Source organism: Ruegeria sp. BHSC029 (assembly GCF_059613085.1).
Genome location: NZ_JBXWRU010000007.1, coordinates 94,797 through 113,263 on the forward strand (window position 1 = coordinate 94,797; position 18,467 = coordinate 113,263).

Annotated in this window: 21 protein-coding genes and 1 tRNA gene; 13 read left to right on the forward strand and 9 right to left on the reverse strand. The window is 61.8% G+C overall.

What is annotated here, in order from left to right; genetic code table 11:
* Positions 1–84 precede the first annotated feature (84 nt).
* The 3 genes from AC2FML_RS17670 (at position 85) to AC2FML_RS17680 (ending at position 1,536) form a co-directional block, all read left to right on the forward strand.
* Positions 85–822, forward strand: a complete 738-nt coding sequence (locus tag AC2FML_RS17670) for an N-formylglutamate amidohydrolase (protein WP_480638322.1) — start codon at positions 85–87, stop codon at positions 820–822.
* Positions 823–909: 87 nt separating this feature from the next.
* Positions 910–1,149 (forward strand): DUF6868 family protein, encoded by a 240-nt coding sequence (locus AC2FML_RS17675; RefSeq protein WP_005981131.1) that lies wholly within the window; start codon positions 910–912, stop codon positions 1,147–1,149.
* A gap of 72 nt (positions 1,150–1,221) precedes the next feature.
* A complete protein-coding gene (locus AC2FML_RS17680) occupies positions 1,222–1,536 on the forward strand; it encodes a DUF1244 domain-containing protein (protein ID WP_170452998.1) in 315 nt (104 codons plus the stop codon).
* 42 nt (positions 1,537–1,578) lie between these two features.
* On the opposite strand, the gene AC2FML_RS17685 is transcribed toward AC2FML_RS17680, so the two are convergent.
* The 3 genes from AC2FML_RS17685 to dgcN form a co-directional block, all read right to left on the reverse strand.
* Positions 1,579–2,439 (reverse strand): D-amino-acid transaminase, encoded by an 861-nt coding sequence (locus tag AC2FML_RS17685; protein WP_496783986.1) that lies wholly within the window; start codon positions 2,437–2,439, stop codon positions 1,579–1,581.
* Positions 2,440–2,488: 49 nt separating this feature from the next.
* Positions 2,489–3,454 (reverse strand): N-acetyl-D-Glu racemase DgcA, encoded by a 966-nt coding sequence (gene dgcA, locus AC2FML_RS17690; RefSeq protein ID WP_496783987.1) that lies wholly within the window; start codon positions 3,452–3,454, stop codon positions 2,489–2,491.
* A gap of 72 nt (positions 3,455–3,526) precedes the next feature.
* Entirely contained in the window at positions 3,527–4,528 is a 1,002-nt protein-coding gene (gene dgcN, locus AC2FML_RS17695) for an N-acetyltransferase DgcN (protein ID WP_170445794.1), read from the reverse strand.
* 293 nt (positions 4,529–4,821) lie between these two features.
* Between dgcN and AC2FML_RS17700 the strand changes: the two genes are divergently transcribed.
* On the forward strand, positions 4,822–5,784 hold the full coding sequence (locus tag AC2FML_RS17700; protein ID WP_496783988.1) for an L-malyl-CoA/beta-methylmalyl-CoA lyase: 963 nt from the start codon (positions 4,822–4,824) through the stop codon (positions 5,782–5,784).
* A gap of 58 nt (positions 5,785–5,842) precedes the next feature.
* Here AC2FML_RS17700 and AC2FML_RS17705 read toward each other — a convergent pair whose 3' ends face one another.
* Both AC2FML_RS17705 and AC2FML_RS17710 read right to left on the reverse strand, forming a co-directional pair.
* Positions 5,843–6,418, reverse strand: a complete 576-nt coding sequence (locus AC2FML_RS17705; protein WP_170366169.1) for a PA14 domain-containing protein — start codon at positions 6,416–6,418, stop codon at positions 5,843–5,845.
* 119 nt (positions 6,419–6,537) lie between these two features.
* Positions 6,538–6,990: an Lrp/AsnC family transcriptional regulator gene (locus AC2FML_RS17710; RefSeq protein ID WP_170373309.1), complete on the reverse strand. Its 453-nt coding sequence runs from the start codon at positions 6,988–6,990 to the stop codon at positions 6,538–6,540.
* A 72-nt stretch (positions 6,991–7,062) separates the two neighbouring features.
* Here AC2FML_RS17710 and AC2FML_RS17715 point away from each other — a divergent pair, with 72 nt between their 5' ends.
* Both AC2FML_RS17715 and AC2FML_RS17720 read left to right on the forward strand, forming a co-directional pair.
* Entirely contained in the window at positions 7,063–7,659 is a 597-nt protein-coding gene (locus tag AC2FML_RS17715; RefSeq protein ID WP_496783989.1) for a LysE family translocator, read from the forward strand.
* A gap of 120 nt (positions 7,660–7,779) precedes the next feature.
* Positions 7,780–8,742: an acetyl-CoA carboxylase carboxyltransferase subunit alpha gene (locus AC2FML_RS17720; protein WP_170372615.1), complete on the forward strand. Its 963-nt coding sequence runs from the start codon at positions 7,780–7,782 to the stop codon at positions 8,740–8,742.
* A 4-nt stretch (positions 8,743–8,746) separates the two neighbouring features.
* Here AC2FML_RS17720 and AC2FML_RS17725 read toward each other — a convergent pair whose 3' ends face one another.
* From AC2FML_RS17725 to AC2FML_RS17735, 3 genes are all read right to left on the reverse strand, one after another.
* Positions 8,747–9,886 (reverse strand): lytic murein transglycosylase, encoded by a 1,140-nt coding sequence (locus tag AC2FML_RS17725; RefSeq protein ID WP_170361404.1) that lies wholly within the window; start codon positions 9,884–9,886, stop codon positions 8,747–8,749.
* A 112-nt stretch (positions 9,887–9,998) separates the two neighbouring features.
* A complete protein-coding gene (locus AC2FML_RS17730) occupies positions 9,999–10,646 on the reverse strand; it encodes a GntR family transcriptional regulator (protein WP_093965127.1) in 648 nt (215 codons plus the stop codon).
* A gap of 30 nt (positions 10,647–10,676) precedes the next feature.
* Entirely contained in the window at positions 10,677–11,372 is a 696-nt protein-coding gene (locus tag AC2FML_RS17735; RefSeq protein WP_244952479.1) for a M48 family metallopeptidase, read from the reverse strand.
* Between the two features lie 100 nt (positions 11,373–11,472).
* Here AC2FML_RS17735 and AC2FML_RS17740 point away from each other — a divergent pair, with 100 nt between their 5' ends.
* Both AC2FML_RS17740 and AC2FML_RS17745 read left to right on the forward strand, forming a co-directional pair.
* Positions 11,473–11,793, forward strand: coding sequence for a TIGR02300 family protein (locus AC2FML_RS17740; RefSeq protein ID WP_170342794.1), 321 nt, complete (start codon positions 11,473–11,475; stop codon positions 11,791–11,793).
* A gap of 144 nt (positions 11,794–11,937) precedes the next feature.
* Positions 11,938–12,013: transfer RNA gene (locus AC2FML_RS17745), tRNA-Ala, on the forward strand.
* Positions 12,014–12,049: 36 nt separating this feature from the next.
* On the opposite strand, the gene AC2FML_RS17750 is transcribed toward AC2FML_RS17745, so the two are convergent.
* The gene (locus AC2FML_RS17750) at positions 12,050–13,057 is read right to left on the reverse strand and encodes an ester cyclase (RefSeq protein ID WP_496783990.1); all 1,008 of its coding nucleotides are present in this window, start codon (positions 13,055–13,057) and stop codon (positions 12,050–12,052) included.
* A 165-nt stretch (positions 13,058–13,222) separates the two neighbouring features.
* Here AC2FML_RS17750 and AC2FML_RS17755 point away from each other — a divergent pair, with 165 nt between their 5' ends.
* The 5 genes from AC2FML_RS17755 (at position 13,223) to AC2FML_RS17775 (ending at position 18,466) form a co-directional block, all read left to right on the forward strand.
* Positions 13,223–14,272 carry an ABC transporter ATP-binding protein gene (locus AC2FML_RS17755; protein WP_170361386.1) on the forward strand — a complete coding sequence of 350 codons (1,050 nt, stop codon included), beginning with the start codon at positions 13,223–13,225 and terminating at the stop codon, positions 14,270–14,272.
* A 75-nt stretch (positions 14,273–14,347) separates the two neighbouring features.
* Positions 14,348–15,559, forward strand: a complete 1,212-nt coding sequence (locus AC2FML_RS17760) for an ABC transporter substrate-binding protein (protein ID WP_496783991.1) — start codon at positions 14,348–14,350, stop codon at positions 15,557–15,559.
* A 67-nt stretch (positions 15,560–15,626) separates the two neighbouring features.
* Positions 15,627–16,649: a carbohydrate ABC transporter permease gene (locus tag AC2FML_RS17765; protein WP_170366152.1), complete on the forward strand. Its 1,023-nt coding sequence runs from the start codon at positions 15,627–15,629 to the stop codon at positions 16,647–16,649.
* Between the two features lies 1 nt (position 16,650).
* Entirely contained in the window at positions 16,651–17,805 is a 1,155-nt protein-coding gene (locus tag AC2FML_RS17770; RefSeq protein WP_170361381.1) for a carbohydrate ABC transporter permease, read from the forward strand.
* A gap of 130 nt (positions 17,806–17,935) precedes the next feature.
* Positions 17,936–18,466: an ester cyclase gene (locus tag AC2FML_RS17775; RefSeq protein WP_170343348.1), complete on the forward strand. Its 531-nt coding sequence runs from the start codon at positions 17,936–17,938 to the stop codon at positions 18,464–18,466.
* Position 18,467: the final 1 nt, after the last annotated feature.

Sequence of the window (18,467 nt, forward strand, 5' to 3'; positions counted from 1 at the left end):
GCAAACAGTGTTCGGGTCGCTTATTGCGCAATTCCCTTTCCGTGGCAACTGTCCTACACCTGCGGCAAACTAGATGACAGGCTCATGACATACACTCCGTTTTATGTGCACGGGGCGGATCGCCCGTCCCGCTGGCTGATCACGTGTGACCATGCCACCAACACCGTACCGCCGCAGATCAACGGCGGCGACCTTGGCCTTCCGCGTGAGGACATGGAGCGCCACATCGCCTATGACGTGGGCGCCTACGAGGTGTCGAAACATCTGGGCGAGATCCTGAACGCGCCGGTGATCGCGGCCAATTTCTCGCGGCTGGTGATCGACCCGAACCGAGGCGAGGACGACCCGACGCTGCTGATGAAACTGTACGACGGGTCGATCATCCCGGCCAACCGTCATGCCGACGCCGCCGAGCGCGAACGGCGCCTGAACCTGTGCTATCGCCCCTATCACGAGGCGCTGGCCAAGATGGCCGCCCTGCCCCACGCCGTTGTCGTGTCGATGCATTCCTTCACGCGCCAGTTGCGGGGCCGTCCGCCGCGCCCCTGGCATGTCGGCATCCTGCACACTGCGGACGAACGGTTCTCGGCCCCTCTGATCGACCGGCTTCGGGCCGAGGAGGATCTGTGCGTCGGCGTCAACGAACCCTACACCGGCGTGTTGCCGGGGGATGCGATCGACCGGCACGCCACCGCCTTTGGCCGCCCCAACGCCCTGATCGAGCTGCGCAACGACCTGATCGCCGATCATGCCGGGCAGCGTGCCTGGGCCGAGCGGCTGGCGCCGATCCTGCAGGACGCGCTGGCCGCAAGCGGGCTGTAACGCTGGAAAAATCCGCGACCAAACGACGCCCGTACTCTTGCACGGCGCACGGGCGGACCCCATTTTTTGGGGTGAAAGGAGGCCGTCATGACACCTGAAACCCTGACAGCCTTTTTCGGCTGGATGACCGTTTTGAACTTTGCGGTCCTGCTGCTGTCGACCCTGATGGTGGTGGCCCTGCAGGACCGCATCGCTGCCATTCACGGCCGCATGTTCCAGATGGAAAAGGCCGAGGTCAGAAAGGCCTATTTCAAGTATCTTGCGAACTATAAGATACTGACCCTGATCTTCTGCCTGATGCCCTGGATTGCCCTCAAGCTGGTCTGAACCGGCGCGCGTTGTGCAATGGCCTCGGGCTTGCTAGGTCTGGATCAAATCCCTTCAAACCGGAGCCCGACCATGGACCCCCAGACCGAGATCGAACTTCAGGCCGCCGCTTTCCGCCGTCTGCAGAAACACCTGATGCAGGACCGCACCGACGTTCAGAACATTGACATGATGAACTTGGCCGGGTTCTGCCGAAACTGCCTGGCACGGTGGTATCAAGAGGCGGCCAATGAAAAAGGCATCGAAATGGGCAAGGGCGAAGCCCGCGAAATTTTCTATGGCATGACCATGGATGAGTGGAAATCCACATACCAGACCGCGGCCAGCCCCGAAAAACAGGCCGCCTTCAAGGTCGCGTTCGAAGAGAACGTGGGCAAAAAAGACTGACACCATAACGAAAGGGCCCGCCAGATCGGCGGGCCTTTGAATTCAGATCGCTGCCTTCAGGCTTTCGTCCAGATAGATCTCGCGCAGGCGCGTGGCGATCGGGCCCGGCGTGCCGTCGCCCAGCGCTACGCCGTCGATCTCGACCACCGGCATCACGAAAGCGCTGGCCGAGGTGGTGAAGGCCTCGTCGGCCTCTTTTGCTTCGTCGATCGTGAACAGGCGCTCCTCGACTTCCATCTGCGCCTCGGTCGCCATGCGCAGCACCGCCTTGCGGGTGATCCCGTGCAGAATGTCGTTTGACAGCGGGCGGGTAACGATCTTGCCGTTCTTGACGATATAGGCGTTGTTGCTGGTGCCCTCGGTCACGTACCCGTCTTCGATCATCCAGGCATCATCGCACCCTGCGGCCTTGGCCATCATCTTGCCCATGGACGGGTACAACAGTTGCACCGTCTTGATGTCGCGGCGGCCCCAGCGGATATCCTCGATCGAGATGATCTTGGCCCCTTTCTTCGCCGCCGGGTTGTCAGCCAGCCCGGGCTTGTTCTGGGTGAACAGCACCAGCGTCGGCTTGGTGTCGACCGAGGGGAAGACGAAATCGCGGTCGCCGTCGCTGCCGCGGGTGACCTGCAGATAGACCAGCCCCTCGGTGATGCCGTTCAGCTCGACCAGCTTGCGGTGGATTTCGAGCAGCTCGTCCTTGCTGCAGGGTTCGGCCATCTGCAATTCGTCCAGAGACCGCTTCAGGCGCACCGCGTGACCCTCGAAATCGATCAGCATGCCGTCCAGCACGCTGGTCACCTCATAAACGGCATCCGCCATCAGAAAGCCTCGGTCGAAGATCGAGACCTTGGCTTCGGTCTCGGGCAGGTATTCGCCGTTCACGTAAACGGTGCGGGTCATGTCATATCCTTCTCGTCCTTGGGCTGCGCCCATTCCTTGCCTCAGCGCGTCACCCCCAGAGCGCCGCCTGCGGCGGGTGTACTCCGGCCGCGTCGAAAACCAGCGGGGTGTCGCGGTCTTCGGCCAACAGAAGCGGGCCGTCAAGGTCCGTCACCAGCGCGCCCTGCGCCACCAGTGTCGCAGGCGCCATCGCCAAAGAGCTGCCGACCATGCAACCCACCATGATGCCATAGCCCGCGGCCTGCGCCCCGCGGCGCAGTTCCAGCGCCTCGGTCAGGCCGCCGGTCTTGTCCAGCTTGATGTTGATCACGTCATATTTGCCCTTCAACCCGGGCAGGCTGGCACGATCGTGGCAGCTCTCGTCGGCGCAGACCGGCACCGGGCGCTCCAGCCCGATCAGCGCCTCGTCATCCCCGGCGGGCAGCGGCTGTTCGACCAGCGCGACGCCCAGCCGCACCAGATGCGGCGCCAGATCAGCATAGACCTCGGCCGTCCAGCCCTCGTTGGCATCCACGATGATTCTGGCGTCGGGCGCTCCAGCCCGCACGGCCTCGAGCCGCGGCATGTCGTCGGGCGTGCCCAGCTTGATCTTCAACAGCGGACGATGCGCGTTCTTCGCCGCCTGCGCCCGCATGGCGTCGGGCGTGTCCAGCGACAGGGTATAGGCGGTGATCTCGGGCTTGGGCGCGGGCAGGCCGGCCAGTTCCCAGGCGCGCTTGCCCGCCCGCTTGGCCTCAAGGTCCCACAGGGCGCAATCCACCGCATTGCGCGCGGCACCGGCGGGCAGCAGGTCCATCAGCGACTGGCGCGTGAACGTGTTGGGCAAACCGCGGATCTCGGCTTCGACCGATTCCAGCGATTCGTCATACCGGGCATAAGGCACACATTCGCCCCAGCCCTGATGCGCCCCATCCGTCAGGCGCACCGTCAGTACCTTGGCCTCGGTCCGCGACCCGCGCGAGATGGTGAACACCTGCGCCAGCCGGAACACATCACGAGAGACGTCGATCTGCACGCGCCCACTCCTCTGTCTTTGCAGTTTCCAGCGCCGGAGGCAGGTATCCCCGCCATCGGCGCCCCGGTTGGATCACATCGCGGCCAGCGCGTCCACCAGCTTGCCCGCGCCGAACCGGTACGGATCGGTCGCCGGTAGGCCCATCTCGGCCTCGACCTTGGCGATGTAGGCTTTCGCGTCCTCCTCGCTCAGGTGCTGGGTGTTGATCGAAACACCCGCAACCTGGCAGGCGGGGTTGGCGACGCGCGCCAAAGGCAGGGCCGTGTCGCGCAGCTGCTCCAGCGACGGCAGGGAATATTCCGGCAGACCGCGCATATGGGTGCGGGTCGGCTCGTGGCACAGAACCAGAGCATCCGGCTGACCGCCATGGATCAAAGCCATGGTCACGCCGGAATACGAGACATGGAACAGCGATCCCTGCCCCTCGATGTGATCCCAGTGATCGGGATCGTTCTCGGGCGTCAGGTATTCAACGGAACCGGCCATGAAATCGGCCACCACGGCGTCCAGCGGAACGCCCTGCCCGGTGATCAGAATGCCGGTCTGGCCGGTGGCGCGGAAGGTCGATTTCATGCCGCGCTTGCGCATCTCGGCATCCATCGACATGGCCGTGTACATCTTGCCTACCGAACAATCGGTGCCCACCGCCAGACAGCGCTTGCCGCTGCGCTTGCGCCCGTTGGCGATCGGATAACCCACCGTGGGCACACGAACGTCATGCAGGGTGCAGCCATGGGTCTGGGCCGCGGCCACCAGATCGCCTTCGTCGCGCAGAAGGTTGTGCAGGCCCGAGGCCAGGTCATAGCCCATTTCCAGCGCGGCGATCAGGACCTCTTTCCAGGCCTGGCTGATGACGCCACCGCGGTTCGCGACACCGATCACCAGCGTCTTGGCGCCGGCGGCCTTGCCTTCGGCCAGGGTCATGTCTGTCAGGCCCAGATCGGCCTTGCAGCCCTCCATCCGCAGCTGACCCACGGCGTTTTCCGGGCGCCAGTCCCGAATGCCGATCGCGACCTTGGCGGCCAGTTGGTCGGGGGCATCGCCCAAAAACAGCAGATACGGTGTCTCGATCATCGCGCGCTCTCCTTTTCTTCCGCCCCAACCTATTAAAGGCCGTCAACGAGCGTTTCTCGTTTTCCTCCGACCTCCCGCACCTCGGCCGGAGAATTTTGCAAGATTCCCCCGCGCGGCGCAAAAAGCTTCGAAATTTTCAAAACGATGAAACTTTGACCGCCGCGTTCCGGGGGTTGCGCACAGCTTTCTGCAACAGCATTGCCGCAGTTGCACAATCAGGCTTGCGCAGGGTCGCGCAATTTAATACCCAATTGCCAACTGAAATCGCAATTTCATTACCCAACGAGGTGCCGATGAGCTTTCGTATCCAACCCGCCGCCCCGGCGCGACCAAACCGCTGTCAGCTGTTCGGCCCCGGTTCCAACACCAAGCTGTTCCCCAAGATGGCCGCCTCGGCCGCGGACGTGATCAACCTCGACCTCGAAGATTCGGTGGCCCCGTCCGACAAGGACACCGCCCGCGCCAACGTGATCGAGGCGCTGAACACCGTGGACTGGGGAAACAAGTACATGTCGGTGCGCATCAACGGGCTGGATACGCCCTATTGGTACCGCGATGTCGTTGACCTGCTGGAACAGGCCGGCGACCGGCTGGATCAGATCATGATCCCCAAGGTGGGCTGCGCCGAAGATGTCTATGCGGTTGACGCTCTGGTCACTGCGATCGAACGCGCGAAGGGCCGCACCAAGCCCATCAGCTTTGAAGTCATCATCGAATCCGCCGCCGGCATCGCCCATGTCGAGGAAATCGCGGCCTCCTCTCCACGCCTGCAGGCCATGAGCCTGGGCGCGGCCGATTTCGCCGCCTCGATGGGGATGCAGACCACGGGAATCGGCGGCACGCAGGAAAACTATTACATGCTGCGCGAGGGTCAGAAATACTGGTCGGACCCGTGGCACTGGGCCCAGGCTGCCATCGTGGCTGCCTGCCGCACCCATGGGGTGCTGCCGGTCGACGGGCCGTTCGGCGACTTCTCGGACGACGAAGGCTATATCGCGCAGGCGCGCCGTTCGGCGACGCTGGGCATGGTCGGCAAATGGGCGATCCACCCCAAGCAGATCGCGCTGGCCAATCAAGTCTTCACCCCGTCGGACGAGGCGGTGGCCGAAGCGCGCGAGATTCTGGCCGCGATGGAGCAAGCCAAGGCCAAGGGCGAAGGCGCTACCGTCTACAAGGGGCGGTTGGTCGACATCGCCTCGATCAAGCAGGCCGAGGTGATCGTAGCACAGGCCGAGCTGATCGCCGCAAACGGCTGACAGGGACTTACGAAAAAAGGCGCTCGTTCCGAGCGCCTTTTCCTGACTTCGGTTGGCCTCAGCGGCCGAACACGTTGTTTGGGGTCCAGGTAAACTTCTCACCCTGCTTGCCGGATTTCATCATCAGGCAGGACGTTCCCAGCTTCTGGAAATAGATGATCTTCAGAGGGTACCAGCCCGCCTTTGGAACTTCGACCTCGGTGCGCTGGTTGGCTTCACACCCCTGGATCCCGGTGACACGGCCGATCTGCTGACCACCGACATAGGCCTCGATCCCGTCATTGGACCATGTTTCAAGCTCGTAAATGCCCGGAGAATCAAAGCGCATGTACCCGGTGATTTCAGCGGCAACATTGTAGGGGTCCGTGAATGTCAAAACCGGCTCGCCCTTGTTGGTGTCGGCGTAGTCCAGCCCGCGCAGTGGCTTGCCCGGCTTGGCCTTGGACAACACGCTTTTGGCCTGGCTCAGATCGCGGATCTTTCTCTGAGTACCCTGCCCCACATATTTCACGTTCAACCCCGCCTTGGGATTGGGCTGCGGGTTGGCGGGCTGCAATTTCAAAGGCGCGGCAAATGCGGCACCGGCGACAATCGCCATCACGGCCGCCAGTACGCCTGTCCGAACAAAACTCATGATCGTGTCTCCCTGACATCGCGCCCTGTTCGATCTGATGCCGAGTTTCTGGCGCTTTCAGGCTGACGATATTCCGGGATACATATGCCTGCAAGGTCCTTGCGGCAGTGGGTTCAAGCTCAGGCCCTCAGGTCTTTCGGGGATCCCATGACCACGTAGGACGTGATCGAGGTGACATGGGGCAACGTGCCCAATACGTCGGTATGGAAGGTCTTGTAGGCCGACAGGTCGGCGCATTCCACCCGCAACAAGTATTCGATCGTACCGGTGATGTTGTGGCATTCGACCACTTCGGGCGCCAATTGCACCGCTTTTTCAAAACCTTCCTGGGCGGTCTTTGTATGCTCACCCAGTCCGACGCCGATATAGGCGACAAAACCGACACCCATCGCCGCAGGGTTCAAAACGGCGCGATACCCGCTGATAATGCCCGACCGCTCAAGCTCTTGAACCCGGCGCAGACAGGCTGACGGCGAAAGCCCTACGCGGTCCGCCAGTTCAAGGTTGCTGATCCGGCCATTCCGGGCCAGCTCTTGCAATATTTGCTGATTCTTGAGGTCAATATTCGCCATTTGTTGCAAGCTTTATGTAATCGAGCGCGAAATCGCAATTTCATTTGACCAAACCTGGGCGATCTTTGCGCCATGACTTACGACATTCTACTTGCGCTGGTCGCCTTTGCCTTTGTCTCGTCCATCACGCCGGGACCGAACAATCTGATGCTCATGGCCTCAGGGGCGAATTTCGGGTTCCGGCGGACAATCCCGCATATGCTGGGTATCGGCCTGGGTTTCATGCTGATGGTTTTGTTGGTCGGCGCAGGGTTGGTGCAGGTGTTCGAAGCCTATCCCGTCAGCCACGTGACCCTCAAAATCGCGTCGGTGGCCTATCTGCTATTCCTCGCGTGGCGAATTGCCAATGCGGCTCCTGCCAAGGGCCCGGGACACGCCGGACGACCCATGACGTTTCTGCAGGCGGCGGCGTTTCAATGGGTGAACCCCAAAGCCTGGACCATGGCGTTGACGGCGACGACCGCCTATGCCCCGGGCCAGACCCTGCAAGCCATTGCGCTGGTTGCCATTATATTCGGCTGCGTGAATCTGCCATCTGTCAGCACCTGGACGGTTCTGGGCCAGCAGATGGCGCGCGTGCTGACCAACCGGCGACGTCTGACCGTGTTCAACTGGTCGATGGCGGTTCTTCTGGTGATTTCGTTGTACCCGGTGCTGTGGCCGGGCTGAAGTCGCCGGCCCGCCTACCTTGCCGCCCCGCGCGGGAAACGCACCCCGACATGCGGTGCCGAGTTGCATCCGGGGCGACCTCGGGTCATATAGCGGAGAACTTTCGCGTTGAGAGGCGTCATGACCCAGTATCTGGATTTCGAAAAACCGCTGGCCGAGATTGAAGGCAAAGCCGAAGAGCTGCGCGCCCTGGCCCGCGCCAACGAAGAGATGGACGTAGCGGACGAAGCCGCCGCGCTGGACGCCAAGGCGGCCAAGCTGCTGGACGAGTTGTACAAGGACCTGACGCCCTGGCGGAAATGCCAGGTGGCCCGCCATCCCCAACGTCCGCACTGCAAGGATTATGTCGAGGCCCTGTTCACCGAATTCACCCCGCTGGCTGGCGACCGCAATTTTGCCGACGATCTGGCGGTCATCGGCGGCCTGGCACGGTTCAACGACCAGCCGGTGATGGTGATCGGCCATGAAAAAGGCTCGGACACCAAATCGCGGATCGAGCGCAACTTCGGCATGGCTCGCCCCGAAGGCTATCGCAAAGCCGTGCGCCTTATGGAAATGGCTGGTCGGTTTGGTCTGCCGGTGATCACCTTGGTAGATACTGCCGGCGCGTATCCGGGTAAGGGCGCGGAAGAGCGCGGGCAATCCGAAGCGATCGCCCGTTCAACCGAGATGTGTCTGAAAATCGGTGTGCCGCTGGTGTCTGTCATCATAGGCGAAGGCGGCTCGGGCGGCGCGGTGGCTTTTGCCACGGCCAACCGGGTGGCGATGCTGGAGCACTCGATCTATTCGGTGATTTCGCCCGAGGGCTGCGCGTCGATCCTGTGGAAAGATGCAGAAAAAATGCGCGAGGCCGCCGAGGCGCTGCGCCTGACCGCGCAGGACCTTCAAAAGTTGGGCGTCTGCGACCTGATCATCCCCGAACCCAAAGGTGGCGCGCATCGCGACCGCCCGGCCACGATCGAATCCGTGGGCAAGGCGATCGCCAAGATGCTGAAGGATCTGAACGGCAAGGATGCCGCCGCGCTGATCAAGGACCGGCGTCAGAAGTTCCTGGACCTCGGATCCAAAGGACTGGCGGCCTGATCCGTCAGCCACCCAATGAGCGCAACAAGCTGACCGAGGGCACGCCTGTAACGGGCAGGCCCTTGGCTTGCTGATACGCGGTGATGGCCGCGGTGGTGTTCTTGCCGATCACCCCATCAGCGCCTTGCGTGTCATACCCGGCAGCCGTCAGACGCCGCTGCAACTCTTTGCGATCTTCCAGCGTCAGGCCGGTTTCGTCCGGCCCGAATGACGCCTGAAAGGGTGCGCCACCGGCGATCCGATCGGACAGGTGCCCGACCCCGATCGCGTAGCTGTCCGAGTTGTTGTAGCGTTTGATCACCTGGAAATTGCGGAACACCGCTATGCGCGGCCCGGGTTTCTGCGGCTGCAGAATTGCAACCGGTGTGCCCGAATTCGCCGCTGCAGATCCGACCTCACCCCCCCAAGGCTGGCCCCGCACCCAACCCGCCCGTGACAGGTAGGCAGCTGTCGAAGCCAGCGAGTCCGTCGGATCGTCGGACCAGATGTCGCGTCGGCCGTCTCCGGTGAAATCCACTGCGTAAGCCAGATACGAGGTCGGGATGAATTGCGTATGCCCCATGGCGCCGGCCCAGCTGCCGGTCATGTTCGCCGGCGACGTGTCACCGTTCTGAAGGATCTTCAACGCCGCAATCAGCTGGCTTTCGAAGAACGCCCCGCGACGCCCGTCATAGGCCAGCGTGGAAAGGGCCGAAATCACGGGCACATCGCCCCGCCGCTGCCCATAGCGGCTTTCCAGCCCCCAGACCGCCACCACAACCTCTTTGTCCACGCCATAGCGCGACTCAATCTGCGTGAGGGTGGCGTTGTGGCGTTGCAGCATCTGCTTGCCGGTACTGATCCGCTCGTCTGACGCGGCAATGGCCAGATAGTCTTCGAGCGAGCGCTTGAATTCGACCTGGTTGCGGTCGCGTTCGATCACATCTGGCAGGTAACCGGCCCCCTGAAACGCCCTGTCGATCGTCGCTTGCGAAATACCCTGCCCGGCCGCGCGCGCCTTGAAACTTGCAACCCAAGAATCCCAGCCGGCATTGGGCACTGCCCGCATTCGCGACGCGGTTGTTCCGGTAGGCGCGGACCCGCCCGCGCAGGCGCTCAGGAAACCTGCACCGAGGCCCAGTGAGAATGTCCGTCGATTGATCATGGCTGAAATCTGCTCTTGTTTGTTGTTGGCAGCAGCGTAGCGCAGCAAATGCCTTGAGGCCAGCTTCGCAACCGCCGCCCGTTTGGATTTCACACTTTGAGCAAAGGCCCGCTCAGCTGACCAGCAGGCGCAGACCCTGGGTCACATCCGATCGCACCGCCAACCGCAAACCCGGTTCGTCCCCCGCCTTCAGAGCGGCGATGATCAGCTTGTGGTAATGCGGCGGCTCGGTCCGTCGCAGGCGGCCATAAAGAGCCCGCATGGTCGGACCAAGCTGCAGCCAGACTGTTTCGGCCATCGCAAGCATGGCCGGAGCCTGCGCCCGCAGATAAAGCGTGCGGTGAAACTCGAGGTTCGTTCGGATGTAGCCGACCGCATCGCGCTTGGTCACCATTTCGGCCACGGTCATGTTGATGCTCTGCAACCGGTCGATCAGAGCCATATGCGCCCGAGGCAGCGCACGGCTGGCCAGCTCGACCTCCAGCAGGGCCCGCAGCGCGGCCAATTCTTCGATCCGGTCGTTGCTGAGTTCGGGCGTAGAGACCCGACCCGAGTTGGACAGAAACAGCGCCCCTTCGGCGGCCAGACGGCGAACGGCTTCGCGCGCCGGCGTCATGGACACACCGAACTCCTTGCCGATGCCGCGCAACGTCAGCGCCTGACCGGGCGGGATTTCTCCATGCATGATTCGAGACCGCAAGGCGCGGTATACCTGATCATGGGTCGCGATCTGGGAGTCGGAGCTGCGGGTGGTCAACATGCCCTCATGTGATCACAAATCCACGTGACGTCAACCGGCGGGCGCATCGAACCTGTAACGGTGCAGTTCGGCCCCATTGTCGCGCAGCCAGTGCCGGGCCGCTTTGTACGGCCCAAAAAGCCGCTCGACCTGCGCCCAGAACGCCGCCGAATGGTTCATCTCGGCCAGATGCGCGACCTCATGAGCCGCGACATAGTGCAGGATTTCGGGGGGCGCCAGAATCAGCCGCCACGAAAACATCAACCCTCCCGCTGCACTGCACGACCCCCACCGCGACCGTGTATCGCGCATCGTCAGACTGGAGTAGCCCCGCCCCAGCATGGCCGCATAGTCGTCGCAGGCTTCGGTCAAGCGATCACGCGCCAGCTCTTTCAAAAAGCGGGCGAGGCGCCGCGCTTCGGCCCCTTCGGGCACCGCAACCTGATCGGCGTGCAAACTGACCCGGCGCCCCTCCGCCGGCACGATTCGCCTTGGCACACCTTCGACCGGCAGGGTTTCCCCGAAGCCGACCGACGCCGGAACGGGCCGCGCACCCAGATGCTGGCGGATCCAGTCCTCCTTTGAGCGCGCAAAGCCGATCGCCTCGGATTCGGACACAGCCTGCGGATAAGTCAACGTAACCCGGCCATCCAACTGGGAAATCCGCAAGCTTATGCGGCGTGCCCGCGCCGATTTGCGCAAGGTCAGCGCAACGGGAGGCTGTCCGGGCAATGAATGTCGCCCCATGGTGCGATCTCCTTGGCGCAAAGGCTTTGACAGTACCCGCCGCATGTGGCAGGTGACCTGAATCGTTGATACGACTCACCTGATATCAAGGGGAATTGACATGCCCAAGGAAGAATGGGGCGTAAAGCGCGTTTGTCCGACCACTGGCAAGCGGTTTTATGACCTGAACAAGGACCCGATCATCAGCCCCTATACCGGCGAGATCGTGGAATTGGAAACCGGCAAAAGCCGGATGATCGCAGCCGACGCCGAAGATGCAGCGTCGGTCAAGGCGCGCGAAGCCTCGTCCGATGACGAACTGCTGGACGATGATGACGCAGTCGATGTCGATCTGGACGACGATCTGCTTGAGGACGACGACGAGGACAACGTCTCGTTGGACGACATCACCGACGTCGCGTCGGAAGACGAAGACTCGTGATCCGGCCGGGGCGGCGCAGGCTGCCCCGCGCCCCGATGCGCCCCGTGCGCCGCGCATCTTTTTTCACCGAATCCGATTTTTTGGTCTTGCACTCGCGCACGTCGTTTCATAAACGTCCGTCCACCGCACAGGCGGTACCGGAAAGGGGCCTTAGCTCAGTTGGGAGAGCGCTTGCATGGCATGCAAGAGGTCAGGGGTTCGACTCCCCTAGGCTCCACCAAATCCCCTTCCATCGCATCCAGATCGCCCCCCCGGGCTAAATCTGCGCCGTTCCGATGCCCGTGGTTCTTTCCAGTATGTCCACGCCCTGCTGTTTCCAGAAATGCAAAAGGTCGATGAAAATCCAGTTCTCGGCCAGTTTCTCGCCTGCGCGGCGGTAGATGTCGATAACCCGAAACTCACCGGGCGTTTGGGTCGCGGGCATGCCCATGAACCCTCCGGTCGGAACAGCCGTGAAGTTCGGCCAGCCGAAAAACCCGCCGTAGTGACCTTCGGCCAGCCGGCAGACATGTTTGGTCTTTGACCGCTCGGCGAATGCCGCGCGGAAGGGACCGGCGTGTTGCTTGCCATACCGTTCAATCGTGTAGGTGGCGCCAATTCCCTCGGGCCCCCACCAGATCATGTCGTCATGCCAGGTGCGGCTTAGCTCTTCGCTCAGGGTCAGGCCACATTTCCACTGGCCCAGATCGGAAATCATGGCGTTGATCAGCGCCAGAGTCTGCTCCCCTTCTTCGGCGGGTTGATCCGTGCCAAGGACACCGTCGTGTGTCTGGGGCCCGGGCTGTACAAGATGGGCTGCGGTTTGGGGCGGAAACGGGTTCTGACCAGCCTGCACCATCAGATGCGGGATATCGAAATACATCGCGGTCTCAACGATCTTGCCGTCTTGCACCTTGTTGAACTCGCAATAGCGCAGGAATGCCATTTTGCCTGTCGGTCGAATGCCCAACCAGGAGTGGTCGAACAGACCCATCAGATGGCCCATGGAAACCACCCAGACCTCGCACTCGTCGGTCAGCGAGTTGCACCCCGCGAAGAATATGTCCTGACGCCGCTGCATGCGTTTGAGGCTGGTTCGCAGCGGGCCCCAGAAGTTTTCCGCTACGTCGTGGACCCCCGAAATCTGACCGAACGGATGAAAGCCGCGCCACAGCAGATTCGGCGCACAGAATCGCCCCATGACATCTGACAGTTTGTCGTTGGTGGCCAACTGCAGGTCCTCATAGAACGCCTTCACCAGATCTTTCTCTTTTTGAAAGCTCATCTGTTTTCCATTGTTTTGCAGCATCTTGCGCCTGTCATTGCCTGGGGGTGAATCACTGATTTCCGGCATATTTGCATACGTATGCAAAAATGTCTTGCCAGAATTGGTAAGCCAAGAATACCCTTTTGCAAACGTATGCAAAACGATTCCTTCCCGGGGGGCTTCATGGCGGAAATTCAACTGCGCAATGTCGGCAAGCGATGGGGATCGTTTGTTGGGGTTCACAACTTCGATCTGACGATTGCCGATCGCGAGTTTCTGGTTCTGCTTGGCCCGTCCGGCTGCGGCAAGACCACGACAATGCGCATGATCGCGGGGCTTGAGGACGTGACCGAGGGCGACATCCTGATCGACGGCAAGGTGGTCAACGATCTTGAACCCAAGGACCGCGACGTGGCGATGGTGTTCCAGAGCTATGCCCTCTACCCCAACATGAACGTCTATGAAAACATCCGCTTCCCGCTGAAGGTCCGCGGGATCGACCCCGCGACCCATGACGAGAAGGTGCGCCGCGCCAGCGCCATGGTCGAGCTGGACGATTTTCTCCATCGCAAGCCGGCTGAACTGTCGGGCGGTCAGCGTCAGCGTGTCGCTCTGGCCCGCGCGATCGTGCGCGAACCGAACGTGTTCCTGATGGACGAGCCGCTGTCCAACCTCGACGCCAAGCTGCGTGTATCCACCCGCGCGCAGATCAAGAATCTCAGCCACGAACTGGCCGTCACCACGATCTATGTCACCCATGACCAGATCGAGGCGATGACCTTGGCCGACCGTGTCGTGGTGATGAAAAAGGGCATCGTGCAACAGGTCGGCAGCCCGACCGAGATTTACGACCGCCCGGCCAACACTTTCGTCGCCAGTTTCATCGGCTCGCCCGCCATGAACCTGATGGATGGTCAGGTCGAGGGCGGCGTTTTCCGGACCACGGGTGTCGAAATCCCGGGGGTGGACGTTGCTGATGGCCCGCTGACCTTGGGGTTCCGCGCCGAGGATGCGACACTGGCCGAAGGTCAGGGCCAGATCACTGCACCGATCTACACGCTCGAGCTGCTGGGTGACGCCACCATGATTTCGGTCCGGGTCGGCGGTGCACTGGTCTCGGTCAAAGCCGACAAAGCATTCCGCGCCGAAATAGGCGAGATGGTCTCGTTCTCGGTGCCTAAAGAAATCTGTCACCTGTTCGAAGCAGAGAGCGGTGCGCGGATCGGGGGCTGACCCCAACCAAAGCCCGAAAGGGCCAACCAACGGTCCGGACGTCGACGACGGACCGATCCTGACAGGGAGAAACGCATGAAACTCAAGACAATTCTGATGGCAGGCGCCATGACCATGGTGACCAGCACTGCATGGGCGGAGTGTTCGTTCGAGAACACCGTTCCGCTCAAATCACTGTCCGCCGGGTTCGAAGCCTGGAAGGCCGTCACCGACGCGATGGCCGAGTGCGGCAATTTCGGCGCATCGCTGGACCAGGAGTTCCGCGAGAAGCAGCCCGAAGCCTTCGCGGCGGATCCGGCTCTGTACCAGATCGGCGGCGTGTCGAACGCAACGCTGGTGCCATTGCTGAACGCGGGCACCATTCGTCCGCTGGATGATCTGGTCGCGAAATATGGCCAGGACCTGCTGCCGAACCAGCTGATCAAGGTGGACGGGCAAACCATGGCCATCGCCATGATGGTGAACGCCCAGCACCTGATGTACCGCAGCGACGTTCTGGCCGATCTGGGGATCGAAGAGCCCAAGACCTATGACGATGTTCTGGCCGCTGCAGCCAAGATCAAAGAGGCCGGCGTCATGGATTACCCCATCGGCGGCACCTTCAAGACCGGCTGGAACCTGGGTCAGGAATTCGTGAACATGTATCTGGGCGAAGGCGGTGAGTTCTTTGCTGACGGCAACATGCCTGCGATCAACAACGATCAGGGCGTGAAGGCTCTGGAGACGCTCAAGGCCATGACCGAATACATGGACCCCGAGTATCTGGTGTCGGATTCCACATACGTTCAGCAGCAGTTCCAACAAGGCAAGATCGCCATGGCCAACCTGTGGGCCAGCCGCGCGGCCGCAATGAACGATGAGGCCGAAAGCCAGGTCGTCGGCAAGGTCGTCATGGCGGCCGCTCCGATGGGCTCGGCCGCTCCGGCAACCACGATCTGGTGGGACGGCATCGTTCTTGCCTCGAACATGAGCGACGAAGAAGCCGATGCCGCGTTCCGCGTGGCGCTGGAAGGCATGGATGCGGAAATGGTCGAGGCCAACAACAACGCCGCCGTCTGGCTGAACCCGGCCTACAAGCCCGGTGATCTGGCCGCAGGTGCAGCCGCTTCGGCAGAAGCCGGCGCCAAAGCCTATCCCGCATCTGGCCCGATGGGGATCATGCACACCGCGCTTGGCAATGGCCTGGCCGATTATCTGACCGGCGCCAAGGACGCACAGACCACGCTGGCAGACATCGAGGCGGACTATCTGACCGCCGCGAAAGAGGCCGGACTGGTCAACAACTGATCCTGCCGCGGGAGGGCCTCGACCCTCCCGCACCCAATCCAACGAGAACCATGAGAAAGGCAGAGCCATGAATTTCCGGACATTTGCCGCCTTTGTCGGCCCCTCTGTCTTTATGATGCTTCTCTTTATCGCTTTCCCGCTGGTCAGCGTGTTCAAGCAGAGTTTCTACGTCACCCAGCCCATCTATGAGACGGTCGAGGTCGAGACCTGCACGCCGGGCTTCCTGACCCAGACCTGCGTGACCGAGGAAAAGTCCATTCCGAGGCTGGACGAAGAGGGCGAGATCATCACGCAGACCCAGTTTGTCGGGCTGGAAAGCTATCGCAACGTGCTGGAGCCTGAACGCGCCTGGCGCGCTATCAGCGAAGGCAGCTGGAGCGTGCTGTCCACGATCAATTTCTGGAAGGCGCTGCGCTTTACGTTGACCTTTACCTTGATCACTCTGCCCTTGGTGATCGGTACCGGGCTGCTGATCGCCATCGTGATCAACAATGCTGCATCGGCAATACGTGGTCCGGTGATCTTTGTGTCGCTCCTGCCCTTCATCATCACGCCGGTCATCGGGGCCCTTTCGATCAACTGGCTGTTTCGCGGTGACGGTATCCTCACGGCCCTGCTGGAATGGTGGCTGAACCGCGACATCGCGCTGTTCGCGCAGGCCTGGACGATCGAGTTGCTGATGATGCTGTACCGCGTCTGGCATGTCGCACCTTTTGCCGCGATCGTGTTCTACGCCGGTCTTCAGACCGTGAACCAGGACAGCCTTGAAAGCGCGGTGATCGACGGCGCAAGCCGCTGGCAGCGCCTGAAATACATCGTCATCCCACACCTGATGCCGCTGATTATCTTCGTGTCGATGATCCATCTGATGGACTCCTACCGGGTGTTCGAAGAAATCGTCGGCTTCTCAAGCCAGGGCTACGTCATCTCGCTGCAATGGCTGACCTATGACTTCCTCGTGCCGGATCAGGCGGGCAACCGTTCGATCAGTCGGGCTTCGGCCAGCGCCATGCTGACCATGGTCGGCATCGTCATCCTTCTCATCGCACCGCTGCGCCGGACATGGCGCGACCACAAAGGAGGTCACTGATATGTCCTCGCGCGCCCTTCGCCAACCGCTCGGCCTGCGCCTGTCGTCGAACCTGTTTCTGGCGTTCTGGTGCCTCGTGGCGGCCTTCCCGATCTTCTGGATCGCGGTGATGAGCTTCAAATCACCCGTGGACGCATTCGACAGCAACGCGCTGAACGTGATCTTCGGTCCAGCGACTCTTGCGACCGGGGAAGGCCTTTCCATCCTCGACATCATCCTCGGCATCGTCACCATCTGGGTCGCGGTGATTGCGACGACCAAGACACTGCCCTCGATGGTCAGAACCTACACCAAGCCGGGTCAGGCCTGGTTCGGCTGGATCATCGGCGGTTTGGCCTTGGTGATGGGTTTTCTGTTGGTGTTTTTCGTGATCTTGCCGGCCGTTCTGAACGTGTTGAACCCACTGTTCGGCCCGCTGGGGCGGGACGTGGTTGGTCTGACGACCGAGCACTACAAGACCGTCTGGATCGACCGCGGCTTTTCCAACAACTTCAAGAACTCGCTGATCGTTACCGCGGGCGTCGTGACCGTGTCGCTGACCGTGGGCACGCTGGCGGGTTATGGGCTGGCGCGGTCGGGCTCGACGCTAGCGTTCTGGATCCTGATTGTCGCGTTGGTGTTTCGCGCGCTGCCGCACTCGGTTCTGGTGGCGGGCTATCTGCCCGTCTTCATCAACTCGGCCGAATGGCTGCGCCCGATCCTGGGGGAAAACGCGCCCACGCTGTACGGCAAGCCCTTTGCCGTGATCGCGGTTCTGGTGGCGATCAACCAGCCCTTTACCATCTGGATGCTGCGGTCGTTCTTCCAAAACATCCCGGCCGAGCTGGACGAAGCCGCGCGCGTGGATGGCTGCAACCACTTCCAGGCCTTCCGTCGGGTGATCATGCCCGTGATGTGGCCGGGCGTCATCACCACCGGTCTGTTCAGCTTCCTGCTGGCCTACAACGACTTTCTGGTGACCTCGCTGCTGCTGGACGCGCAGAACCAGACCATGGTTCCGGCCATCGCCGGCATGTTCAACCGCGAAACCACCACCACCGACCAGGTCGTCGCCGTGGCCGCCGCCGTGTCGATCACCGCGCCGCTGTTCTTCCTGGTCATGATCTTCCAGCGCCAGATCGTCAGCGGCCTGACCGCCGGCGCGGTCAAAGGCTGATGAGCCGCCGGTTCCGCCATAACGCCCTGACGCGCCATCCGGCGCTGAACAGGTTGCCCAGGGATTTTCCCGGATTTGGGGGCATGTCCCCCCGATCCCCAATCCCTGACAACCTGACAAGGACAAGACGATGAAAGGTTCCCGACCTGAACAAGCGGTTCTGACCCGCGACACTGACCTGACCAAGACCGAAGACACGCGCCGCGTGATCGAATCCATGGTCGACGGCCTGAATGACCACCGCATCAACGACATTGGCGAGTTCTTCGCCGAAGGATTCCGCTGGATGGGCAACCAGGGCTGCGGCACGAAGAACGGTCTGCAAGAGTTTCAGGACAACTGGCAGCGCCCCTTCCAAGCCGCGTTTTCCGACAAGGTCTGCATCGACGAGGCGCGGCTTTACATGGGTGAATGGGCCGCGGCCTTCGGCCGGCAGGAGGCGACCCATTCGGGCGAATTCCTGGGCATCCCGCCCACCGGCAAGCGGGTCGAGATCCGCTACATGGATTTCTGGAAAGTGGTCGACGGCAAGATCGTCGACAACTGGGTGAACGTTGATTTCGCCCATGTCGCCGCGCAGCTGGGCGTCGACCTGTTCCAGGGCCACGGCTGGGAAGCATATGACCGGGGAGAGAAAACTCCGCCCCGCCCCGACAACTGAG